A 22,339-nucleotide genomic window follows, 5' to 3' on the forward strand; every position below is an offset into this window, starting at 1 on the left:
AAATCTTTTGACACTACCCGTTTTACAGCATCCTTTGTCACTGACGTAAACGTTTCGTCTAGGATGGAAATGAGGGATGTAATATCCTCTTTTGTCATGATTAGTGGTGGGGCAAAAACAAGTGTATCTTGACCATCAAACACAACAGATCGAAGTATGAGTCCTCTTTTCGCTGCTTCATTAACAAGTTGAGGTGCTAATGGTGTCTCAAAGCGTTCGTTAGTTTGCTTATCTTTTACAATTTCAATAGCCCCCATTAAGCCTAGCGCTCGAACTTCACCAATCATGCTATGCTTTTCCTGTAACGATTGAAAGCCTTGTAGCATTTCTTGCCCCATTACTGCTGCATTTTCAACCAAATTTTCTCGCTCAATAATCTCGATATTTTTAAGTGCAACAGCACAAGCCATTGCGTGACCACTGTACGTATAGCCATGAAGCAATGTTCCTGTCGATAATTCTTTAAATTCCTTGTGTAATGTCTCGGAAATCATAACCCCACCTAATTGAGCATATCCGCTTGTTACCCCTTTTGCAAAACACATCATATCAGGTGTTACGCCATAATGATCGATACCAAAATATGTTCCAGTACGGCCAAATCCTGTAATAACTTCGTCAGTGATAAAAAGAATATCGTATTCATCACAAATTTCACGAACTTCTTGGAAGTATCCATCTGGAGCAATGTGAACTCCACCAGCTCCCTGAACTGGCTCAGCAATAAATGCTGCAACTGTTTCAGGTCCTTCTTGTTCAATTAAGCTTCGTAATGATTTTGTTGAAAAATGATCAACATAATGAAAATCGGGAGCAATTGATGTTGTAAAATCACGAAACGGTTTTAAACCTGTTGCACTTGTAGCCCCCATTGATACTCCATGGTATGACTTTGTTCGAGAAATTATTTTTTGTTTATTCGGCTTACCTTTTAACACCCAATAATGACGAGCAAGCTTATAAGCCGTATCATTTGATTCCGATCCACCTGATGTGAAGAATGTGGTTGATAAGTTTCCTGGTGCAATCTCAGCCAGTTTAGCTGCTAGACGAATGGCCGGCTCATTACTGAAAGTTGCAAAACAAGAGCTAAAAGCTAATTTTTTCATTTGCTCCTTCGCTACTTCACTAATTTCCTCACGGCCGTGCCCGATATTCACATTCCATAAAGAAGACATTCCATCTATTAGCTTGTTTCCCTTCATATCTGTTAGAAAAACTCCGTTACCTTCTGTAAAAATAAACGATGGACCTTCTTTTTGCTGCTGTCCGATCGGTGAAGTTGGATGTAAAAAATGTTTCTTATCTAATTCCGCTAATTCTTCCATTTTGTTTGTATCAATCACGACTAACAACTCCTTTAATAAAATCTATTATTTCTTTACTATATTGCAAGTTCCGTGCCAACTTCCTCCCTTGATTTAATAAGATAGTTTCAATCATTTTGATTCATTTTTAAATCAAATATGCTAAAATCGATTTACATTCAAATCAACTAAACATTTTAATTCATAAATGAATCAAAATCTTGGAGGATGTATGGAAAAGCACATACTCAATATGGTGTTAGATAAAATTATCGAAACTTCCAACAACAATATTACGATTACAGATCATCAGGGAGTTATTCTACGGTCTAATCCCAATCATTGGTCAATCTATGGAATTAAAGCTGATCAATACCTTGGAAAGTCTGTATATCAGCTTCAAAAAGAAGGCATTTTATCTCCTTCTATTCATGCGATGGTTTTAGAAAATAAGAAAACTTCTCAAATTTTACAACATACCAAAACGGGCAAAGTGGTTATGGCTACAGGTTTTCCCATTTTCAACGAGCAAGGTAACATAATGTGCGTCATTAGCTATAGCCAAGATCAAACAGAAATTATGAATCTACAGGAAGAGTATGAGAGATTACAAAGAAAGCTCGTTAGCTATCAAACCGAGGTCGAGGAGCTTCGTGAAAAAGATGCTGAACAATATGGAATTTTATTTCGCAGTCAATCTATTGAGCAAATTGTTAAAACCATTTATCGTGTATCAAAAACAGATGCAACTGTTCTTCTTTTAGGACCTTCAGGTGTAGGAAAAAGTACGTTTGCCAGGATGTTGCATGCTAACAGTGCTAGAAAAGATGAACCATTTATAGAAGTAAACTGCAGTACAATTCCTGAAACATTGTTCGAATCAGAAATGTTCGGCTATGAGTCCGGCTCTTTTACAGGTGCAAATAAACAAGGAAAACAAGGACTAATTGAGCAAGCAAAAGATGGCACACTTTTCTTAGATGAAATTGGAGAATTGCCTTTAAGTGTCCAAGCAAAGCTACTACGCGTTCTGCAGGAGAAAAAAGTGATGAGAGTTGGAGGAAAAGAGGAGAGACACATCAATTTCCGCTTAATTGCTGCGACAAACCAAGACATTGAGTCCATGGTTGAAAAAGGAGAATTCCGTTTAGACTTATTTTATCGAGTTAATATTATTCCGCTTCATATTCCTCCTTTACGTGAGAGAAAAGAAGATATACCGATTTTACTTCAACATTATGTTAAAAGTATTAATGAAAAATACCAACTATCAAAGAAACTACATTCAACAACGTACGACTTATTTACCCAATATGATTGGCCGGGAAATGTTCGTGAGTTGGAAAATATATTAGAACGGGTTATGCTTACAACTGATGAAGAAATCATTTACCCTGAACATTTACCAGCTACCATTAAAAAAGAACATCTATCCGAATCTGCAATACTACCATTTATTGACCACCATATCGATGAAGGGCATAACTTAAAAGAAGCTGTTGAACAGGTAGAAAAAAGATTGCTATATAAAGCGATGGAACGCTGTAAAACAACTTACGAAATGGCTGAATATCTTGGAATCAGTCAGCCTTCCATTGTTCGGAAACTAAAACAATACTCTATAAATATGAAAGAAGAACGAAGGAAATAGCTCCCTCCGTTCTTCTTAATTATCCAACTCCTTCAGCAAATCTTTTTCGCTTAGATGAAGAAGGAATATTTAGTTCATCTCGATATTTTGCAATCACTCTTCTCGAAAGCTCAATCGAATGTTCTTCTGCAAGGATGTGTACAATCTTTTGATCTGATAATGGCTTTAATTTATTTTCTTGATCAATCACTTGTTTCATCATTTTTTTAATATGTGAAGCAGTTGTACTACCAGCAGTAGAACTACTAGTATAGAGTGAATGAGTAAAGAAATGCTTTAATTCAAAAATTCCTTGTGGTGTTTCCATATATTTATTGGATGTGATCCGGCTTACCGTTGATTCGTGCACTTCCAATTCCTCTGCAATGTCTTTTAAGCTTAGAGGCTTTAGGGATTCTGAGCCTTTATAAAAAAAGTCTCTTTGTTTTTCTACAATTGCTTTAGCAACACGGTACAGTGTTAACTGTCTGTGATTAACACTTTTAATTAGCCATTGCAGCTCATGATATTTTTCTTTTATATATGAATTTATTTCTTTATCTTTTAACAAAGATTTATATTGTGCTTGAAATTGTATCTTTGGAATCAGCTCATCATTTACCGAAACCACCAATTCTCCATCCACCTCAATCACCGAAACATCAGCAGCAATATACTCTGGAACATCATGGCTAAAAGAGCTTCCTGGTCTTGGCTGTAATTGCTGGATAACATCATGAACTTTTTGGATCTCTTCCAAAGAGATTGATCGTTTGTTTGAGATAATCTTCCATCTTTTATTAGCAAAATCCTCCATGTATTCGGCAACAATCATTTCAGCAAGTTCATTTTTTTCTGGACTTCTTTTCAGTTGCAACAATAAACATTCCTGAAGATTACGGGCTCCCACACCAACAGGCTCTAAGCTTTGAAGTAGAGATAATATTTCTCTCCCTTCTGTTGACGTTATCTTTAAGTCTAAACAAAGCTCCTCCACATCTTCCGTTAAATAACCATTTTCATTTACATGATAAATAAAATATTGTACCTGCTTCTTTATATGCTCACTTAGATTCAGAAGCCTTAATTGACGAATGAGATGTTCTCGAAGGCTCTCTCCTTTCCTAGTTAGAAAATCAAGGGGAGATAGTTGTTTATCTTGCTCTTCATAACGAAACGTTGTGTTTCTTGTAAAATCGCGATCCACAATAATATCCTTCGGGTCATGATCTTCCATTTCAAGTAAGGGATTTTCCAATGACTTTTCTTGAATAAAATCTGTTAGTTCTGCCGTCGAGAATTGCAGCAGTGAAATTGCTTGTGCCAGCCCTTGAGTCATCGTTAAACTTGTTACTTGTTGTTGAAAAAGTCCTGCACTCATTTGCATGATACTCACCCGTTTTACTTTAAGATGAGTTCATTGTAACGATCCTCACATGAAAAAACAGGAATGTTGTAAGAAGATCTAACCATGTTTTTTATAATATCTAATTACATATCAAGTTCTTCAAACTTAATTTCAGGTGGCGGACTTTTAAATAAATTTGTTGTAAAGGCTAAATAAATGATGCCAAGTCCTGTCCATATTAATCCTATGATGATGGAGAAAAGATCTAAATTGATCCAAAGATAAATAATAAAAATTAAACCTAAACAAGGTGCAATGATATTACTTATTATGTTACTAGCTGTACGTGCTTGTTTTGTTTTTAAAAACGAGATAATGACACATAAATTAACAAACGAAAAAGCGGTAAAAGCTCCGAAGTTAATTAAAGAGGTTGCTGTTTCTAAATCTAAAAATAATGCAGACAACGCTAGAATACCTACTAGAATAATATTTAGTATAGGTGTGTTTTGTTTTGGAGAAACATATCCAAAGAAAGATTTAGGAATCACCTTGTCTCTTCCCATCGCAAATAATAAACGTGATGCACTTAATTGAGCCGCTAATCCTGATGCAAATACCGAAACTAATGCCCCACTAATGAAAAGTGATAAAAAGAAATTCCCTCCTATTATATAGGCGATTTCAGGTGAAGCACCTTCAATATCTTGAAATACCGAAACATCAGGAAAAAGTGATTGCATAAAGTAAGTAACTGTAAAGAAAAACACCCCGCCTATAGTAGCAACGATTAAGATCGCTTTCGGAATATTTTTTCTTGGATTAACCGTTTCTTCTGAGAGAGTTGTGATTGCATCAAATCCGATAAAAGATAGTGCTAGTAAAGCAGCCCCAGCAAGTAATGGTGACATTTCCATGTTTGCAGGAAATAGGGATTGTAGTGTAATAAATTGATGAGCTCCATCACTATTAATTGTTCTAATATTTAAATAAATAAAAATGGTCCCAACTAAAAATTGAAAAATAACAAGCAATATATTAATAGATGCTGTAATTTTCACTCCAAAAATATTAAAAATCGTAATAACAGCAATTAAACCGATCACCCAAACTGCTTCTGGAATATTTGGAAATCCAGATGACAAATAAATATTTGCTAACAATGCATTAATCATCGGCAATGCGAGATAGGCAATAAATGTCACCCAGCCCACAAGGACTCCAATGTATGGGTTCATAATTTTTCTGGTATAAGTATAAACAGAACCTGATATTGGGAACATTTTTACTAATTTACCATAACTTAGAGCCGTAAATAGAATGGCAGTAAAAACAACTAAATATGAAGCTGGGACATACCCTCCGGATGCATCCGAAGCAATTCCAAATGTATCAAAAACAGCAAATGGAGACATATAGGCAATCCCGATTGCGATCACATGTATTAATTTCAATTGTCTTCGAAGTTGACCACTATTTTCTTTTACATCCAATTTAAAAACACCCTTCCTACTATGTTTTCTTCTCTAGCAAGTTACCGATTCTCTATGTTAAAAGTACACAATTAATAGTTTCCCGCCTAAACGGCGGGAACATTCTTACTTATTCAAGATTAATCCAAACACTCTTAACTTCTGTATAATTAGAAAGAGCATATGAACCCATTTCTCTACCAAATCCAGATTCCTTATAACCTCCGAATGGAACTGCTGCGTTTGTTATATTATAACAATTCACCCATACAGTACCTGCTTTTAATCGATTTGCTACTTTATGAGCATATTTAACATTTTCAGTCCAAATTCCCGCTGCTAAACCGTATGAAGAAGCATTTGCTCTTTTTATTACTTCTTCTATATCATCATAAGGCATCGCGACAACAACTGGTCCAAAAATCTCCTCTTTCGCAATTGCCATATGATCCTCAACCTCAGTAAACACGGTAGGGGTAACATAATAACCAGAATCTAATGTTTGACCTCCTACTAATAAATGTGCTCCTTCTTCCAATCCCTTTTGAATATAAGAAGTGACGATTTCTTGCTGTCTTTTAGAAACTAATGGTCCCATTGTTGTTGATTCATCTAACCCATTTCCTAATGTAACCCCATTTGCATAATCTACTAATTTATCAGTTACCTCTTTGTACATATGCCTCGGAATAAAAACTCTTGATCCTGCACAACAAACCTGACCTTGATTGACCATAATACCCGAAAACACTCCTGGTATCGCTTTATCTAAATCAGCATCAGGTAAGATGATATTTGGGGATTTCCCACCAAGCTCTAACGTAACGCGCTTTAATGTGTCAGCAGCGATCTTCATGATTCTTTGACCAACAGGTGTAGAGCCTGTGAACGCAATTTTATTCACTTTGGGATGACGAACTAACGCCTCACCAGCAATTTTTCCGAAGCCATTAATAATGTTAATAACACCTTTAGGAAAACCAGCCTCCTCTATTAGCTTCCCAAGATAAATAGCCGAAAGCGGGGTTTGCTCAGCAGGTTTAAGAACAATGGTACAACCAGTTGCAAGAGCAGGAGCTATCTTCCATAGTGCCATCATGATCGGAAAATTCCAAGGAATAATTTGCCCTACAACTCCAACTGCTTCGTGTCTAGTATAGTTAAAAAATTCTCCGGAAACAGGAATCGTTTCACCGTAATTTTTATTTGTCCAACCAGCAAAGTACCTTAAATTTTCGATTGCATTTGGTAAATCAGCAGATAACATTTCATTGATTGACTTACCATTATCTAGCGTATCTAATTGAGCTAGTATTTCAATATCACGTTCCATTAGATCAGCTAGCTTATTCATTAATTTTGAACGTTCATAAGAACTAATCTTAGGCCATGCACCATTTTCAAATGCTTCGGCAGCAGCTTCTACAGCCAAGTCAACGTCATATGGCCCCGCTTCATAAACCTCAGCAAGAATTTCTTCTGTAGCAGGATTGATTGTCTCAAAGGTTCTCCCTTCCACTGAATCTTTCCATTCTCCATTAATAAATAATTGTTTAGGTCCTTGTAAAAAGGTAATAACTTCTGGATGAAGTTGAATCACTTCAAAACCTCCTAGTTAGATCATAATTTTTGTGAAAAAGATGCTAGAGCATCATCCAAAATAGAAATGGTCTTTTCAATCTCCAGTTTCGTAATAGTTAGTGGAGGCGCAACCGCGATAATATTCATCCCTGGCTCAAAATCAAAGCATCTTATCAATAGTCCTCGTTTATAACACTCATCAACAACTGAAACGGCTGCTTGTGTGGACTGCTCAAAAGGGATATTGTGATCTGGATTTTTCATTAAATCAAAACCAGCTAATAGTCCAACATTTCTTTGATTTGTGAAAATCTCATGTTTTTCATTTAAATAGTGAAAACCTTTTTCTAGTTCAATGCCCATTTGCTGTGCATTTTCAACCAATCTTTCATTCTCAATAATTTCGATATTCTTAAGTCCTACAGCACAAGCAGTTGGGTGGCCACTATACGTAAATCCATGTGGAAGAACATCATCGTAATCTTTAATCACATTTGCAACTCGATCATTCATTACAACACCACCAAGGTGTGCATATCCACTCGTAATTCCTTTGGCAATACTCATTAGATCAGGAACTACTTCCCAATTATTTACTCCAAATAACTCTCCTGTTCTACCAAAACCACAGATTACTTCATCTGCTATTAGTAAAATATTTAATTCATCACAAAGCTTCCTAACGGCTTTCAAATATCCTTCTGGAGGTAGATGAACGCCACCAGCACCTTGTATAGGCTCAAGGATTACAGCCGCAACATGTTCTGCACCTTCACTCTCAATCAAGCTTCTGATACATCCAGAAAACTCAGGGTGAGATTTGTCTCCAAGTTCACATTCTGTTAAATGAGCTTTAGCATTTAAAATATCAGGATCTAATGAGCCAGAAAAATTTCTAAACGCATCAATGCCCGTTGCCCTTTGTGCTGAAACTGTAACACCGTGATATCCTCGTCTTAATGAAATAATTTTTCTTTTATTTTTAAAACCTTTTTGTTCCCAATAAAAACGTGATAGTTTAAAAGCTGTATCGTTTGATTCAGATCCTCCGGACGTATAAAAAATTGTATTTAAATCACCAGGAGTGATGGAGGCTATTTTCTCTGCTAAACGGATAGCCGGCTCATTTCCATATCCATAAAAAGTTGAGCTATACGCCATTTTCATCATTTGCTCATGTGCTACATCTGCTAATTCTTTTCTTCCGTGACCTACATTGACATTCCATAACATTGAAACTCCATCAATATAGGAACGATTATGAACGTCTTTTACATAAACACCTTTTCCTTCAGAAAAAATAATTTTTGGTCCTACTGACGCATGAACCTTTGGCACAGCCACAGGGTGGATAATATGTTTTTTATCTAAATTACTTAGCTCATCAAAATTTGTTTTTGTTAGTAATTCCTCTTGTTTAAATGTCATGTTCATTCGCTCCCAACTTATTAATTTTCAGTTGATAGATTCAGAATAACTGATAAAAGAAGATTAGCTCCCTTTTCAATATCATCGTCCAATGTTTTCTCTAACACATTATGACTAATTCCATTTATACTCGGTAAAAAGATCATCCCAGTATCACCTAAATAACTCATATATTTAGCATCATGTCCTGGACCGCTGTACAATCTTTTAAATGAGAAGTTCAACTTTTCAGCAGTTTCAGAAATAACATCTGTTATAAGCGGTGAAAACGTAACAGCATTTGAATCCCAAGGAGTTTGAATGGTTAACTCCACTTGATGTAAAAAAGCTATTGTACTTAATTGTTCTTTTAATCTTTCGATTGCGTCATTTCTCGTCTCATCATCTCGGTGTCTGATGTCAACCGTAAATTCAACTTCACCAGGAATAACATTTGCAACATTGGGGCTAACATTCAACTTTCCTACCGTTGTTTTTAAGCCCTCAATCTCACGAGTAAGTTCATTAATACGTGTGATCATTTTAGATGAAATCACTAAAGGATCCTTCCGATTTTCCATAGGAGTTGGTCCTGCATGATTGCTTTCTCCAATCACTTTAACTGTTAACCAACTCATCCCTTGAATTCCCTCAACAATTCCGATCGTTTTATTCTCTCTTTCTAAAATAGGTCCTTGTTCAATATGAAGCTCAATGAAATTTCTCACTGATTTAATCCGATTTTCCTCATCGCCCATATATCCAATTTCCTTAAGAGCTTCTTCGAATGTTTTTCCATTTGTATCTTTTAAGTTATAAATAAAATCTTTTGTAAATACTCCGGCAACCCCACCTGATCCTAGCATCGGTGGCGAAAATCTTGCCCCTTCTTCATTTGTAAAATTAATAATTTCAATTGGATAATCCGTTTCGATTCCATGCTCATTTAGTACACGAATCACTTCTAATGAGCTCAAAACACCGAGTATTCCATCATAACGGCCACCACAAGGTTGTGTATCAAGATGTGACCCTATGGCTATTGCAGGTTCGTTGTTTTTTCTACCGTATCTTCGTCCATATATGTTTCCGAAATCATCCACTCTTACATCAAGATTTTCTGCCTTCAGCCACTCGCAAAATTGATTCCTCATCAATTTATCTTCATGTGTAAGAGCTAGTCGATTCAGGCCTCCATTATCTATCGCCCCAATTTTTGAACTAATATTAATTGTTTCTAGAAGTCTAGTTCTATTAATACTTAGTTTAGTTGTTTCCACTTCTTCCCCTCCTCTCTTTTATTAGGTGCAAGATCTATGCCAAATGAAAAATGATGTTAAATAGAGCTTAAATAGACAAATTTTCTGAATAATGATAATATTGACACGCAAATGAATCGATTCCGCTTCAAAGTTGAATCGATTTCGATTAATCGATTCGATATCGACTCAAAAGGAGATGGCGCATGAGTTTACATACTGAATTTTTCACAGCTGTTCTTAATCATCTTAATGATGGTATTTTTATAGCTGATCATAATGGAATTGCAAAATGGCTTAATAACACAAGCACAAAGCAGCTAGGATTAAGTCGGGAAAACATTATTGGAAAAACCGTCGAAGATTTAGAAGCTATGGGGGTATTTACTCCATCTGTCACAAAAATAGTTTTAAAAACAAGAAAAACAACAACAAAGGTACAAACCTCAAAAGGAAGACAATACCTCGCAACAGGCTATTTAATAAACATAGAAGGAACTGAACACGTAGTTGTTCATGTTAAAGATGTGACAGAAACCGTAAAAGCATCACTAAAACTAGAAAAAACAGAAGCATTAGTAAGACAGTACTGGGAGCAAATTCAGGAAATGAAATTATCTCAATACAAAGAAACAGACAACAAAAAGATCATAGGTAAAAGTAAAAAACATGTTGAGATGATTGAGTTAATTAACAGAGTGGCAAGCTTCGATGCAACGGTTTTGTTAACGGGAGAGTCTGGTGTTGGAAAAAGCTTTTCAGCAGAGGAGCTTCACTTAAAAAGTCAAAGATCTGATAAACCATTTGTAAAAATAAATTGTAGTGCAATACCAGAAACATTAGTTGAATCAGAATTATTCGGCTATACGAAAGGAGCTTTTACAGGAGCTAACGCCAAAGGAAAACAAGGATTAGTTGAAAAAGCGAACGGAGGTACACTGTTTTTAGATGAAATTGGGGAGTTACCTCTTCATCTTCAACCGAAATTATTGCAATTACTACAAAATAAAACATACATTCCGATTGGAAGTACGGAGGAAAAAAGAGCAGATATCAGAATCATAGCAGCAACAAACCAAAATCTACAATTAATGGTGAAACAAAAGAAGTTTAGAGAGGATTTGTTTTACCGCCTAAATGTTATCACAATTGAAATACCTTCTATTAAAGACCGAAAAGACGACATTCTTCCTCTTCTTTACCACTACCTAGAAAAATTCAACCACAAATATAACCGAAATGTCGCTTTTAACAAAGAAACATTAGAACAGTTACAGCATTATGAATGGCCTGGAAATATTAGAGAACTAGAAAATACAGTTGAGAGATTAGTCATTACAGCCTATAACAACCGTATCACGTTAGAAGACCTACCAGAAAATATTCACAAAAAAGCAATAGCGACCAGCGAAACGACCACTAAAAAAACCACAACATTACAGTTAAATCACCTAAGCCTAACAGAGTATATAGAAAACATTGAAAAGGAAATGATTCAACATGCATTAATTGAGCATGGTACTGCGAGAAAAGCTGCTACTGCACTAGGGATTACACAATCATCCATCACAAGAAGAATAAAAAAATATGAAATACATAACTTCTAGTTTGAGAATTGGCACACTTATTGCATAACTAATTATGAATTCAATTTATTAATAGCTAAAATTTTTTCATTAAAATACACTTTTATTTATTCAAAGATTAGGAGGATCATAGATGGTTGTACAGATTACTAGCACACCAAAAAAAGATGGATTTAGAATGCCGGGAGAATTTGAGCCTCATAAAGGAACTTGGATGCTCTGGCCTACACGAACTGATACGTGGAGAGCAGGTGCAAAACCAGCGCAACGAGTATTTGTTGAAGTAGCAAAAGCAATTTCAAGATTTGAACCCGTTACAATGTGCGTATCCTCTGATCAATTTGAAAACGCCCGTGCCAAGCTACCAGAAAACATTAGAGTCATAGAATTGTCCTCTAATGATGCTTGGATGAGAGACATGGGCCCTACATTTGTAAAAAATGATAAAGGTGAAGTCCGCGGGATTGACTGGGGATTCAACGCTTGGGGTGGTCTTGAAGAAGGACTATATTTTCCATGGCATTTAGATTTACATGTTAAGAAGAAAGTGCTTGAAATTGAACAGTTAAAAAGATATGACGCTTCCGAACTAATCCTTGAAGGTGGCGCCATTACAGTTGACGGTGAAGGTACATTAATTACAACAGAACAATGTCTATTAAACTCAAACCGTAACCCCTCACTTTCAAAGGAAGAAATCGAAAAGAAACTAGATGATTACTTAAATATAGAAAAAGTAATTTGGCTTAAAGATGGGTTAGTTGGTGATGAAACTGATGGACACGTAGATGAAATTGTCTTTTTTATCCGACCTGGTGAGGTGGCAATTGGATGGACTGACGACCAAAATCATTCACAGTATAAGGTCTTAAAAGAAGCCTATGACATATTAAGTGCTGCAACAGATGCAAAGGGAAGAAAGTTAAAAATTCATAAAATTCATCTTCCTGACCAAATCCTATTAACACCATCTGAAAGTGAAGAAATTGACTTTGCTCATAACAGCTTCCGTCGCTCAACTGATGTAACATTCATCTCCACTTATATTAATTGTTATTTATGCAATGGTGGTGTGATCCTACCTGTATTTGATGATCCTCAAGATTCGGTTGCCATCGAAGCTTTCAAAAAAATGTTTCCTGATCGAGAAATCGTTCCTGTAAACACTCGAGAAATATCTGTAGCTGGAGGCAATATTCACTGTATAACACAACAACAGCCATTACCTTAAATTTAAAATTCCTGATATGAAAACCCGGATAGAAAGCCTTAACAACAACTTCTACCCGGGTTTTTCTTTCTAGTAAAAATCAAAAAACATCACACAAAACCTTCTCAGAAATCTTTAACTCTGCTTCAGTCGAATCAACAATATCTTGAACACTATATCCTTTAGCCACTTCAACTAAATGTAACCCATCCTCTTTTACATCAATAACAGCCCTGTCTGTGATTATTCGGTCTACAACACCTTGCCCTGTTAACGGCAAGGTACATTGTTTTAATATTTTAGGTTGGCCGGCTTTGTTCACATGCTCCATAATAACGATAATCTTTTTAGCACCATGAACTAAATCCATTGCACCGCCCATGCCTTTAATCATTTTGCCTGGAATCATCCAGTTTGCTAGATCACCATTTTCAGATACTTCCATTCCACCTAAAATAGCAACATCAATATGGCCTCCACGAATCATCGCGAATGACTCTGCATTACTGAAGAAGCTAGCCCCTTTAATGGCTGTAACAGTTTCTTTTCCCGCATTGATTAAATCCGGATCTACCTCTTCTTCAGTTGGGTATGGTCCAATCCCTAATAATCCATTTTCAGATTGAAGGACAACATTTTTATTTTCAGAAAGATAGTTCGCAACCATTGTTGGCATTCCTATTCCTAAATTCACATAAAAACCGTCTTGAATTTCTTTTTCAGCTCTTTGTGCAATTTTCACACGTACATTTGTCATACTATTCCCCTCCTCTATTATTCTATTAAGATCGAACAGTTAAACGCTCAATTCGTTTTTCATGTTTTCCAACAATAAGTCCTTGAACATAAATACTTGGCGTATGGATAGCATCTGGATCAAGCTCACCTACTTCAACAATTTCTTCGACCTCTACAATGGTTACTTTTCCTGCAGCAGCCATAATTGGATTAAAGTTTTGGGCCGTTTTTCGGTAAATAACATTTCCTAATTTATCAGCTTTCCAAGCTTTTATTAAACTAAAGTCAGCAGTAAGAGCCTCTTCTAATAAATATTCTTTCCCATTAAATTCTCTCGTTTCTCTTCCTTCTGCAATCGGTGTTCCTACACCAGCTGGAGTATAGAATGCTGGGATTCCTGCTCCACCTGCACGAATTTTCTCTGCTAACGATCCTTGAGGGGTAAGTTGAACTTCTAATTCTCCGCTTAATACTTGTCTTTCAAACTCTTTATTTTCTCCAACATAAGAAGATACCATCTTTTTAATTTGTTTATTATTTAGTAGTAAACCTAGTCCCCAATCATCTACACCACAGTTATTTGAAATGACCGTTAAATCTTTTACATTTTTATCACGAAGAGCTTTAATAAGATTTTCAGGAATTCCAACTAATCCAAAACCACCGACCATTAATGTCATTCCATCCTTAATTTCTGCAACAGCTTCTTCAAAGCTTGTAAATATTTTCTTCATCTTCCATACCCCTCTCTCTTAATAGGCTTCAATAATCGTTGAAACGCCTTGACCGCCACCAATACATAATGTTGCTAATCCATATCTAGCATTGCGACGCTTCAATTCGTGAATAAGTGTAGTTAATACTCTTGTTCCACTTGCTCCAATTGGATGCCCTAATGCAATGGCTCCTCCATTTACATTTAATATATCTTTTGAAAATTGAAGATCTTTTCCTACTGCTAACGATTGTGCTGCAAAGGCTTCATTTGCTTCAATAAGATCTAAATCTTCAACACTTAATCTAGCTTTCTCCAATGCTTTCTTTGTTGCTGGAACGGGACCAATTCCCATAATACTTGGATCAACAGCAGCGCTCGCATTTGCTTTAATCGCTGCTAAAGGCTTTATACCAAGCTCTTCAGCCTTGCGCGCACTCATCATTAGAACTGCAGCAGCACCATCATTAATTCCTGAAGCATTACCAGCTGTTACTCTGCCATCCTTTTTAAATGCAGGCCTTAACTTCTCCAGCTTTTCAACAGTTGTCCCAGGCTTAACATATTCATCCTTATCAAATAGAAGGGGTTCCCCTTTGCGTTGCGGGATCGTAACCGGCACGATTTCATCTTTAAATTTTCCTTCATTCAAAGCCTTTTCTGCTTTTTCCTGACTCCATGCAGCAAATTCATCTTGTTCCTGACGTGTTAATTCGTATTGATCACAAATATTTTCTGCTGTCATTCCCATATGATAGTCGTTAAATGCACACCATAATCCATCATGAATCATACTATCGATCAGCTTTTGATCACCCATTTTGTATCCTTCTCTTGCTCCCATTGTAAGGTAAGGCGCTTGGCTCATATTTTCCATTCCACCTGCAATGACGATTTCGGCGTCTCCTGTCAAAATTGCCTGTGAGGCCAAGTGAACGGCCTTTAATCCCGAGCCACACACTTTATTAATCGTGAAACTGGAAACATGTTGTGGCAACCCTGCTCCTATCGCAGCTTGCCTAGCTGGATTTTGACCAAGTCCGGCTTGAAGCACATTCCCCATGATCACTTCATCTAACATATCTCCTTTAATTCCTGCTCTTTCCATCACCGCTTTAATAACAATGGAACCTAATTGAACAGCACTTATGTTTTTTAAGCTACCGCCAAACTGCCCAATCGGCGTTCTTAAAGCGCTTACAATCACAACCTCATCTTGACTCATCTTCAAGTTCCTCCCTTAATAAGAGTTTATTCTGAAGCTTTGTTCTATATTTACTTATTAATTTACAGCAATCTCACTTATGAGTAAAATGAATAATAGTTATAAAATTTATTACAAATCAGAATAAAAAGGTGATACGTTTGGAATTAAAAGATCTTCGTTATTTTACAGAAGTCGCAAACTACGGAAGCTTTACCAAAGCAGCGGTAAACACCTATATTTCACAACCTACCTTAAGTAAATCTATCAAAAAACTGGAATCAGAACTAAAGGTAGAATTATTTGAACGGTCAACTCGTAAGCTGATGCTAACTGATGCTGGGGAAATTGTTTATAAACAAGCTCTTAAAATTTTAGGAAGCACAGACGAGCTTTCTAGATTATTAGATGATTTAATGAATCTGCCAACTGGACAAATAAAAATAGGAATTCCTCCATTAATCGGAACTCTCTTCTTTCCTACTATTGCAAAGAAATTCAGAGAGCTCTATCCTGAGGTATCTTTAGAATTAATTGAACTCGGCGCAAAAAGAATTGAACACTTAGTCGATGAAGGACAAGTTGATGTGGGAATGATCGTCCTACCAACAGAAGATCGTAAGTTCAATATCACACCGTTTATTAATGAAGAATTTATGCTCTATACCAACCAATCTCACACATTGGCAAACTCAAATGAAGTTAAACTTCACCAATTAGCCGAAGAAAACTTTATTTTATTTAATAGAGAATTTGCATTACATGAGCTCATTATTAAACATTGCAAGGAAACTGGCTTTCATCCAAATATCGTTTATGAAAGCTCGCAATGGGACTTAATCACAGAACTCGTTGGAGCTGAATTAGGTATTACACTTCTACCAAAATCCATTTATGAAAAAATGGATCAGCAGGCTATTAAGATGATTCCCTTAGCCTCTCCACCAATGTGGGAGCTTGGGATTATTACGAAAATAGATCGGTATCAGTCGTATGCTGTGAGGGCGCTTTTGGAGTTTATCACTGAAGATTTATTAGCTGATTCATAGAAGGGTACCTTTGGGATTTTGGATCTCCCTCTTCCTGTGGCACTCACCAGATTACACATAATTCATTTCAATAAATGTGGCATATGTAAAGGCAGGTCGGCTTATCGATGGTGTTTACTTATTAAAATAGGACCTTTATCAAAAAAATACTTTTCATCCAAACGTGGAATCGATTGACCATCTTTGACCACTAGCTCCTCCCTGCCATCAAAGTCGTTAATGTTTTCATTCGTTAGAATTTGAATTTTTTCAATCTCATCAAGCTTGCGAAGATATTGATCTAACTGGTCATGGTTCATATGATACACCTCTAAAAACACTAATTTTATCACAATAATCATATCAGATCATTTGACCTTAAACATAAAAACAGGAGCTCTTTCATGCGCAACCTGTTTTATGAGCCATTTAATTTACACTGACTCCACTATGTTTCTTGTTTCACCTTTAACAAACTTCATAAACAAAAATCGAACAAGTGGCCCCATTACAATAAGCTGTAGTGGAAATGCTAAAGCAAAGTTTTTAGCTGCTGTAGACAGGTAACTTTGTAAAAAAGAATCTGTTGATAGCCCATTAGATAAGTAAGCAGCAATGACTCCATAAAGTGACATAAAAATGACCATACCTAGCACCATAAAGAATGAAATAGACAGGATCATATAAACTTTCTTAGACTTATCAAATGGTAATGATAGGGCAATCTTTTTCGCATAAGGACCAACTAAAAATAAATCAAGCAATAATGCTACAATAAATGCACTTAAAAGTTGAACAAGTCCTTCAATAAATGTAATTTCTCCAAGCATTCCAGTAAGAATCATATTATAAAACCCCATCACAATGACCATACCGGTACACATCATCAAACCAAAATAAATACCTTCTTTTTTTGTTGTTGGCAAATTACTCATCCTTCCTGTTGTTTGTGCTTTTGTAAGTATATCGATTATAAAATTTCCTCGTAAGTGAACATTTTGTGAATAATAAAATTTATTTTGAGCACAAAAGAAATAAAAAGGCTTCAACCCCTAGTTGGAATTGAAGCCTTTTTACTTAATATTTGAAGAATTTATTTAATAAAGATGACAAGCCACATACCTTCCCTTTGCCACTTCCTTCAGTAGTGGTCGTTCTTCCTTACAAACTTGCATACACTGTGCACATCTTGTATGAAAAGCACAGCCACTCGGCGGATTATCTGGACTAGGAACGTCACCCTTTAAAATAATTCTCTCTCTTGCTCCACCTACTTTAGGGACAGGAACTGCTGATAACAAAGCCTGGGTATAAGGATGCAGAGGTTCTTTATATAAGTTTTCTTTATCGGATAGCTCTACCATTCTGCCAAGATACATGACCCCAACTCTTGTACTAAAATGCTTTACAACACTTAGATCATGAGCAATAAATAAATAGGTCAACTTAAACTCCTCTTGAAGGTCACGCATTAAGTTTAATACCTGTGCCTGAACAGAAACATCTAATGCTGAAACAGGTTCATCTGCAATAATTAGATCCGGCTCTAGCATTAAGGCTCTTGCAATCCCTATCCGCTGACGCTGACCACCACTAAATTCATGTGGATATCGATTGGCAAACAATCGATTTAAGCCAACCTTCTCTAGCATTTCATCTGCCCTTTCTTCACGATCTTTATTTGTATACAATGAATGGATTTGGTATGGTTCCATCAAAATACTTTTGATTGTTTTTCGTGAATTTAAAGAAGAATAAGGATCTTGAAAGATCATTTGCATATCTTTTCTGTATGGTCTTAATTCTTTAAAAGACATGTTTGATATGTTATTACCTTTATAAAGAACCTCTCCCTCGGTAGGCTTAAACAATTGAAGAACAGTTCTACCTAATGTAGACTTGCCGCACCCACTTTCCCCTACAAGACCTAATGTTTCACCCTCAAATAATGAGAAGGTTACATCATCAACAGCCTTTACACTGCCAGCTTCTCTACTAAAAATTCCTTTTTTAATAGGAAAGTATTTTTTTAGATTTTTTACTGTTAATAACTCTTCCATTATCCTACGCCACCATCCTCACTGTAAAGCCAACAACTTGTATATTGATTGTCAGATATTTTTAGTCTTGGTGGAATCAACTGATAACAAGACTCTGTTGCATGTACACATCTTGGCGCAAATCGACAGCCTGCTGGCATTTCTTCAGGCAATGGGACAGAACCTGGAATTGCATGTAAACGGTCTTTTTCATCCGATAAACTAGGAATTGACTCTAATAGTCCTTTCGTATAAGGATGCTTTGGGTTATTAAAGATTTCAGCCACTGTTGCTTCCTCAACAACTCTACCAGCATACATAACAATGACTCTATCACACACTTCTGCTACAACCCCTAAATCATGCGTAATAAGCATGATTGCTGTACTAAATTCCTTTTGAAGTGTTTTCATTAAGTCGAGAATTTGCGCCTGTATAGTTACATCAAGGGCCGTTGTTGGTTCATCTGCGATAAGTAATTTTGGATTACAAGAAAGAGCCATCGCAATCATAACCCGCTGTCTCATCCCACCAGAAAGCTGATGCGGATACTCATTTAAGATTTGATTTGCTCTTGGAATCCCAACCTTTTCAAGCATTTCTGCCGCTCTAGCTTTTGCTTGTTTCTTATTTAAATCTGTATGGTTGCGAATCATTTCGACCATTTGATAGCCAATTGTTAGTACCGGGTTCAAAGAAGACATTGGGTCTTGAAAAATCATCGCGATTTCATTTCCTCTTATTCGTTGATAGTCTAAATCAGAAATCCCATTTATTCTTTTTCCATTAAATTCGATGCTGCTATTTTCACCCAATTGACTATATTCCTTTGGTAATAAACCCATCACTGAAAGAGAAGTAACACTTTTACCGCATCCTGATTCTCCAACAATCCCAACAGTTTCACCCAGCATTACATTGAAGCTGACTCCATTAATCGTTGACACATATTTGCGGTCCTTTTTAAAACGGACTTCTAAATCTTTTACCTCTAAGAGAGCTGTCATTTCTATCAGTCCTCTCGCTCCGCGAATTCATTAATAAACTCAACTACTTTTAAATCGACAAATCCTTTTTCCTGCACTCTTTCATCAAAGTTTTCAATAAGATGGAAGGAATAAAGGGCCTCAAATAGCTCCTCCTCGGTAGCATCATCTGATTTTAAATAGTCAAGTTTACACAATTTTACAGCAAGTTGTTTCTTAAGCTCACCTTCTACAGGTACAACATCCTCAGCTAACGTTCTTTCAAAATATAATTGATGTAACTGTAATTGTCTTTGCAGTTCTACAACAGGCTCCTGATGATCATCAACACGTAAATCTATATAACGATCAGTATAACCACCATATCCGCCATTTTCTTTTACAACTAATAGTGATGCTGATTGTTTACCACGACTGTCACCGCCTGCTTCTTCTCCAGCAAGCAAAGCTTTTACTAGCCTAGTTGCAAGTGTCCCTTCTGTTTTCTGAAATGTTTCACTCATTGCCTTTACTGTATTCTCATCAACTAATATGTTTCCTTGACATGCAAAGTTCTCTCCAGCAATCCCGCCTGCCCAATTAAAGCATTCTTCACCTGTGAATGTTGCACTTTTCCCATTAGCATCAACAAACCCTACCTGTCTAACGCTTAACTTTTCATCACCTTTTGTTACTACATGTAATGCTTCTTCTGCACTTAATCCACTTTCCATTAACTGAAGTCCTTTTATTCCATAATCCACATTTACCCACGATTGAGTGGCAACTGCCCCAACTCCAGCTTTGGCATAAGGAGCTAATGATCCAACAGAAAGAAACTTTGAAGCAACGGCTACGCCATGTTCTTTTGTAGCCGGATCATATCCTACAATAGAAAATGTATTTACAAAATCACGTGGAATTTTATTCATCTTTTTCATGTCATCATCATCCTTTTTTTCTTATTTTGATTTTGGATCAAGTGCATCACGTAATCCATCTCCGACTAAATTAAGTGAAAGAACAACTAAAAATATCGCGAATCCCGGTAGCAAGCTCACATGTGGGGCAACACGAATAAATTTTTGACCCTCACTTAGCATAACTCCCCATTCAGACATAGGCGGCTGTGCACCTAATCCTAAAAAGCTCATACCTGAAGCAGCGAGAATCATCCATCCTATATCTAAGCTAGCTGCAACAATTAATGGTGGCAGACAGTTCGGTAAGATATGATGAAAAATAATATGACCATGCCCTGCTCCTAACGCACGTTCTACTAACACAAATTCCATATTTCGATACATAAGGGCACTCCCTCTAACGATTCGCGCGTAATAAGGAATACCTACGATACTAACGGCAATCATCGTATTTAATAAACCAGGTCCTAAAGCTGCAATAATTGCAATAGCCAATAAAACATAAGGAAATGCCATTAAGATATCCATAAACCTCATAATGACCCCATCAAAAAAACGTTGAAAATATCCTGCAATTAAGCCTAGAATTGTTCCAAAGAACAAAGCAATCGCAACAGCAATAAATCCAATTGCGACCGATACTCTTCCTCCCCAAATTAATCGGCTTAACAAGTCCCTTCCTAAATCATCTGTTCCTAAAATATTTCCTGCCGTCCCTATCGGCTGGAGACGATTACCTAAGTTCACCTCATCAGGATCTTGAATAGGAAGAATCGGGGCTGCAAGTAGAAGTATTGCAATAACAGCTAATATTATTAACCCTGTTACCGCAGCCTTATCTCTTGATAGTTTTTTGATTGCAATCTGCCAAGGCCCCTTAGCCTTTTTTGACTTTTCCTCTTCTATCTTTTGATAAGGAGGAAGTTGTTCGTGATTAACTACTGGTTCCATCTTTCACACCACCTAACGATAAGAAATCCTTGGGTCTAATAATGCATATAAAATATCGACAATTAAGTTAATTAACACATAAGTTGATGCCACAAAAAGGATAATCCCCTGAACTAAAGGAAAGTCTCGTGCTAAAATTCCATTAATCATTAATGTCCCTATTCCCGGCCACGAGAAAACCATCTCGACCAATACAGCTCCAGCTAATAAATAGCCGATTTGCATACCTAAGACTGTTAACACTGGAATAAAAGCATTTTTCAAGGCATGAACATACACGACTTTTCTTTCTGTAATTCCTTTTGAACGGGCAGTTCGGATATAGTCCTGCTCAAACACCTCTAACATGCTTGAACGAGTCATCCTAGCTATGACTGCACCTGCCCCCGCTGATAACGCTAAAGATGGTAGGATAATATGCATGAAAAGATCAGCAAATCCTGTTGTACCCGGAGAGTACATGCCGGACATTGGAAGGATATTTAATTTGAGGCCAAAGATAATTTGTAAGATAAGTCCAAGCCAAAACACAGGTAAACAGAACCCGAATAAAACAAACAACATAAGACCTCTGTCAATCCACGAATATTTTCTGTAAGCAGATACAATACCTACACCAATTCCAATGACAGCTGCTAAAATGGCACTAAAAAATGTGAGAATCAACGTAGCATTGAAGCGATCCATGACAAGTGGTAGTACTTCCATCTTCATTTGCAATGATCTTCCCCAATCACCAGTTAACACATTTCCGATCCAAGAAAAGTATTGAACATATAAAGGCTGATCGAGACCTAATTGAGCATTTAGTGCTTTAATTGATTCCTCCGTTGCTTTTGGACCTAACATGATTTTCGCTGGATCCCCTGGTGATAGATGCATGATCGAAAATACTAAAATCGTCACACCAATCAGAACCGGCACTAAACTAACCAACCTTTTAATGATATATGAAGCCATGTTAACCACCTCTTTC

At 36.6% G+C, this 22,339-nt stretch carries 20 protein-coding genes; 4 read left to right on the plus strand and 16 right to left on the minus strand.

Annotated elements, in window-relative coordinates; translation table 11 throughout:
• On the minus strand, nucleotides 1-1,328 hold a 1,328-nt coding region (locus tag COD11_RS03335), incomplete at its 3' end, for an aminotransferase family protein (protein WP_141549642.1).
• Between the two features lie 211 nt (nucleotides 1,329-1,539).
• On the opposite strand from COD11_RS03335, the gene COD11_RS03340 reads away from it, so the two are divergent.
• Nucleotides 1,540-2,958: a sigma-54 interaction domain-containing protein gene (locus tag COD11_RS03340; RefSeq protein WP_098795339.1), complete on the plus strand. Its 1,419-nt coding sequence runs from the start codon at nucleotides 1,540-1,542 to the stop codon at nucleotides 2,956-2,958.
• 19 nt (nucleotides 2,959-2,977) lie between these two features.
• Here COD11_RS03340 and rpoN read toward each other — a convergent pair whose 3' ends face one another.
• The 5 genes from rpoN to COD11_RS03365 all read right to left on the minus strand — a co-directional run bounded on the left by rpoN (nucleotide 2,978) and on the right by COD11_RS03365 (nucleotide 10,025).
• Nucleotides 2,978-4,324, minus strand: coding sequence for an RNA polymerase factor sigma-54 (gene rpoN, locus COD11_RS03345; protein ID WP_255301524.1), 1,347 nt, complete (start codon nucleotides 4,322-4,324; stop codon nucleotides 2,978-2,980).
• 104 nt (nucleotides 4,325-4,428) lie between these two features.
• The gene (locus tag COD11_RS03350) at nucleotides 4,429-5,778 is read right to left on the minus strand and encodes an APC family permease (RefSeq protein WP_255301525.1); all 1,350 of its coding nucleotides are present in this window, start codon (nucleotides 5,776-5,778) and stop codon (nucleotides 4,429-4,431) included.
• A gap of 109 nt (nucleotides 5,779-5,887) precedes the next feature.
• Complete coding sequence (locus tag COD11_RS03355) at nucleotides 5,888-7,357, minus strand: aldehyde dehydrogenase family protein (protein ID WP_098795340.1); 1,470 nt, start codon at nucleotides 7,355-7,357, stop codon at nucleotides 5,888-5,890.
• A gap of 20 nt (nucleotides 7,358-7,377) precedes the next feature.
• Nucleotides 7,378-8,766, minus strand: a complete 1,389-nt coding sequence (locus tag COD11_RS03360; RefSeq protein WP_098795341.1) for an aminotransferase family protein — start codon at nucleotides 8,764-8,766, stop codon at nucleotides 7,378-7,380.
• Between the two features lie 20 nt (nucleotides 8,767-8,786).
• Complete coding sequence (locus tag COD11_RS03365; RefSeq protein ID WP_098795342.1) at nucleotides 8,787-10,025, minus strand: M20 family metallo-hydrolase; 1,239 nt, start codon at nucleotides 10,023-10,025, stop codon at nucleotides 8,787-8,789.
• A gap of 185 nt (nucleotides 10,026-10,210) precedes the next feature.
• Between COD11_RS03365 and COD11_RS03370 the strand changes: the two genes are divergently transcribed.
• Together COD11_RS03370 and aguA are read left to right on the plus strand one after the other, a co-directional pair.
• Nucleotides 10,211-11,611 carry a sigma-54 interaction domain-containing protein gene (locus COD11_RS03370; RefSeq protein WP_098795343.1) on the plus strand — a complete coding sequence of 467 codons (1,401 nt, stop codon included), beginning with the start codon at nucleotides 10,211-10,213 and terminating at the stop codon, nucleotides 11,609-11,611.
• 112 nt (nucleotides 11,612-11,723) lie between these two features.
• Nucleotides 11,724-12,821, plus strand: coding sequence for an agmatine deiminase (aguA, locus tag COD11_RS03375; protein ID WP_098795344.1), 1,098 nt, complete (start codon nucleotides 11,724-11,726; stop codon nucleotides 12,819-12,821).
• Between the two features lie 79 nt (nucleotides 12,822-12,900).
• Here the strand turns inward: aguA and COD11_RS03380 are convergent, their stop codons facing one another.
• From COD11_RS03380 to COD11_RS03390, 3 genes are read right to left on the minus strand one after another with little or no spacing between them, the layout of a single operon-like run.
• Nucleotides 12,901-13,557: a CoA transferase subunit B gene (locus COD11_RS03380; RefSeq protein ID WP_098795345.1), complete on the minus strand. Its 657-nt coding sequence runs from the start codon at nucleotides 13,555-13,557 to the stop codon at nucleotides 12,901-12,903.
• A 25-nt stretch (nucleotides 13,558-13,582) separates the two neighbouring features.
• A complete protein-coding gene (locus COD11_RS03385) occupies nucleotides 13,583-14,272 on the minus strand; it encodes a CoA transferase subunit A (protein ID WP_098795346.1) in 690 nt (229 codons plus the stop codon).
• 18 nt (nucleotides 14,273-14,290) lie between these two features.
• Nucleotides 14,291-15,478, minus strand: a complete 1,188-nt coding sequence (locus COD11_RS03390) for an acetyl-CoA C-acetyltransferase (protein WP_098795347.1) — start codon at nucleotides 15,476-15,478, stop codon at nucleotides 14,291-14,293.
• Nucleotides 15,479-15,618: 140 nt separating this feature from the next.
• Here COD11_RS03390 and COD11_RS03395 point away from each other — a divergent pair, with 140 nt between their 5' ends.
• Entirely contained in the window at nucleotides 15,619-16,506 is an 888-nt protein-coding gene (locus tag COD11_RS03395) for a LysR family transcriptional regulator (RefSeq protein ID WP_098795348.1), read from the plus strand.
• Nucleotides 16,507-16,607: 101 nt separating this feature from the next.
• Here COD11_RS03395 and COD11_RS03400 read toward each other — a convergent pair whose 3' ends face one another.
• From COD11_RS03400 to COD11_RS03430, 7 genes are all read right to left on the minus strand, one after another.
• A complete protein-coding gene (locus tag COD11_RS03400) occupies nucleotides 16,608-16,805 on the minus strand; it encodes a cupin domain-containing protein (RefSeq protein ID WP_098795349.1) in 198 nt (65 codons plus the stop codon).
• A 114-nt stretch (nucleotides 16,806-16,919) separates the two neighbouring features.
• The gene (locus tag COD11_RS03405; RefSeq protein WP_098795350.1) at nucleotides 16,920-17,411 is read right to left on the minus strand and encodes a DUF2798 domain-containing protein; all 492 of its coding nucleotides are present in this window, start codon (nucleotides 17,409-17,411) and stop codon (nucleotides 16,920-16,922) included.
• A gap of 171 nt (nucleotides 17,412-17,582) precedes the next feature.
• Nucleotides 17,583-18,545, minus strand: a complete 963-nt coding sequence (locus tag COD11_RS03410) for an ABC transporter ATP-binding protein (protein WP_098795351.1) — start codon at nucleotides 18,543-18,545, stop codon at nucleotides 17,583-17,585.
• Entirely contained in the window at nucleotides 18,545-19,531 is a 987-nt protein-coding gene (locus tag COD11_RS03415; protein WP_098795352.1) for an ABC transporter ATP-binding protein, read from the minus strand. The genes COD11_RS03410 and COD11_RS03415 overlap by 1 nt, the downstream gene beginning before the upstream one ends.
• 5 nt (nucleotides 19,532-19,536) lie before the next feature.
• Entirely contained in the window at nucleotides 19,537-20,421 is an 885-nt protein-coding gene (locus COD11_RS03420) for a DUF1028 domain-containing protein (RefSeq protein WP_098795375.1), read from the minus strand.
• Between the two features lie 30 nt (nucleotides 20,422-20,451).
• Nucleotides 20,452-21,363: an ABC transporter permease gene (locus tag COD11_RS03425; RefSeq protein ID WP_098795353.1), complete on the minus strand. Its 912-nt coding sequence runs from the start codon at nucleotides 21,361-21,363 to the stop codon at nucleotides 20,452-20,454.
• Nucleotides 21,364-21,375: 12 nt separating this feature from the next.
• Nucleotides 21,376-22,323 carry an ABC transporter permease gene (locus COD11_RS03430; RefSeq protein WP_098795354.1) on the minus strand — a complete coding sequence of 316 codons (948 nt, stop codon included), beginning with the start codon at nucleotides 22,321-22,323 and terminating at the stop codon, nucleotides 21,376-21,378.
• Between the last annotated feature and the right edge of the window lie 16 nt (nucleotides 22,324-22,339).

This window comes from Bacillus sp. AFS040349, from assembly GCF_002577655.1.
In the GTDB taxonomy this organism is placed as follows: domain Bacteria; phylum Bacillota; class Bacilli; order Bacillales; family Bacillaceae; genus Metabacillus.

Coding starts and splice junctions, on each gene's coding strand:
- COD11_RS03360 (WP_098795341.1), bottom strand. CDS start 8,766: ATGACATTTAAACAAGAGGAATTACTAACAAAAACAAATTTTGATGAG.
- COD11_RS03385 (WP_098795346.1), bottom strand. CDS start 14,272: ATGAAGAAAATATTTACAAGCTTTGAAGAAGCTGTTGCAGAAATTAAG.
- rpoN (WP_255301524.1), bottom strand. CDS start 4,324: ATGCAAATGAGTGCAGGACTTTTTCAACAACAAGTAACAAGTTTAACG.
- COD11_RS03415 (WP_098795352.1), bottom strand. CDS start 19,531: ATGACAGCTCTCTTAGAGGTAAAAGATTTAGAAGTCCGTTTTAAAAAG.
- COD11_RS03410 (WP_098795351.1), bottom strand. CDS start 18,545: ATGGAAGAGTTATTAACAGTAAAAAATCTAAAAAAATACTTTCCTATT.
- COD11_RS03370 (WP_098795343.1), top strand. CDS start 10,211: ATGAGTTTACATACTGAATTTTTCACAGCTGTTCTTAATCATCTTAAT.
- COD11_RS03340 (WP_098795339.1), top strand. CDS start 1,540: ATGGAAAAGCACATACTCAATATGGTGTTAGATAAAATTATCGAAACT.
- COD11_RS03400 (WP_098795349.1), bottom strand. CDS start 16,805: ATGAACCATGACCAGTTAGATCAATATCTTCGCAAGCTTGATGAGATT.
- COD11_RS03430 (WP_098795354.1), bottom strand. CDS start 22,323: ATGGCTTCATATATCATTAAAAGGTTGGTTAGTTTAGTGCCGGTTCTG.
- COD11_RS03420 (WP_098795375.1), bottom strand. CDS start 20,421: ATGAATAAAATTCCACGTGATTTTGTAAATACATTTTCTATTGTAGGA.
- COD11_RS03380 (WP_098795345.1), bottom strand. CDS start 13,557: ATGACAAATGTACGTGTGAAAATTGCACAAAGAGCTGAAAAAGAAATT.
- COD11_RS03390 (WP_098795347.1), bottom strand. CDS start 15,478: ATGAGTCAAGATGAGGTTGTGATTGTAAGCGCTTTAAGAACGCCGATT.
- COD11_RS03425 (WP_098795353.1), bottom strand. CDS start 21,363: ATGGAACCAGTAGTTAATCACGAACAACTTCCTCCTTATCAAAAGATA.
- aguA (WP_098795344.1), top strand. CDS start 11,724: ATGGTTGTACAGATTACTAGCACACCAAAAAAAGATGGATTTAGAATG.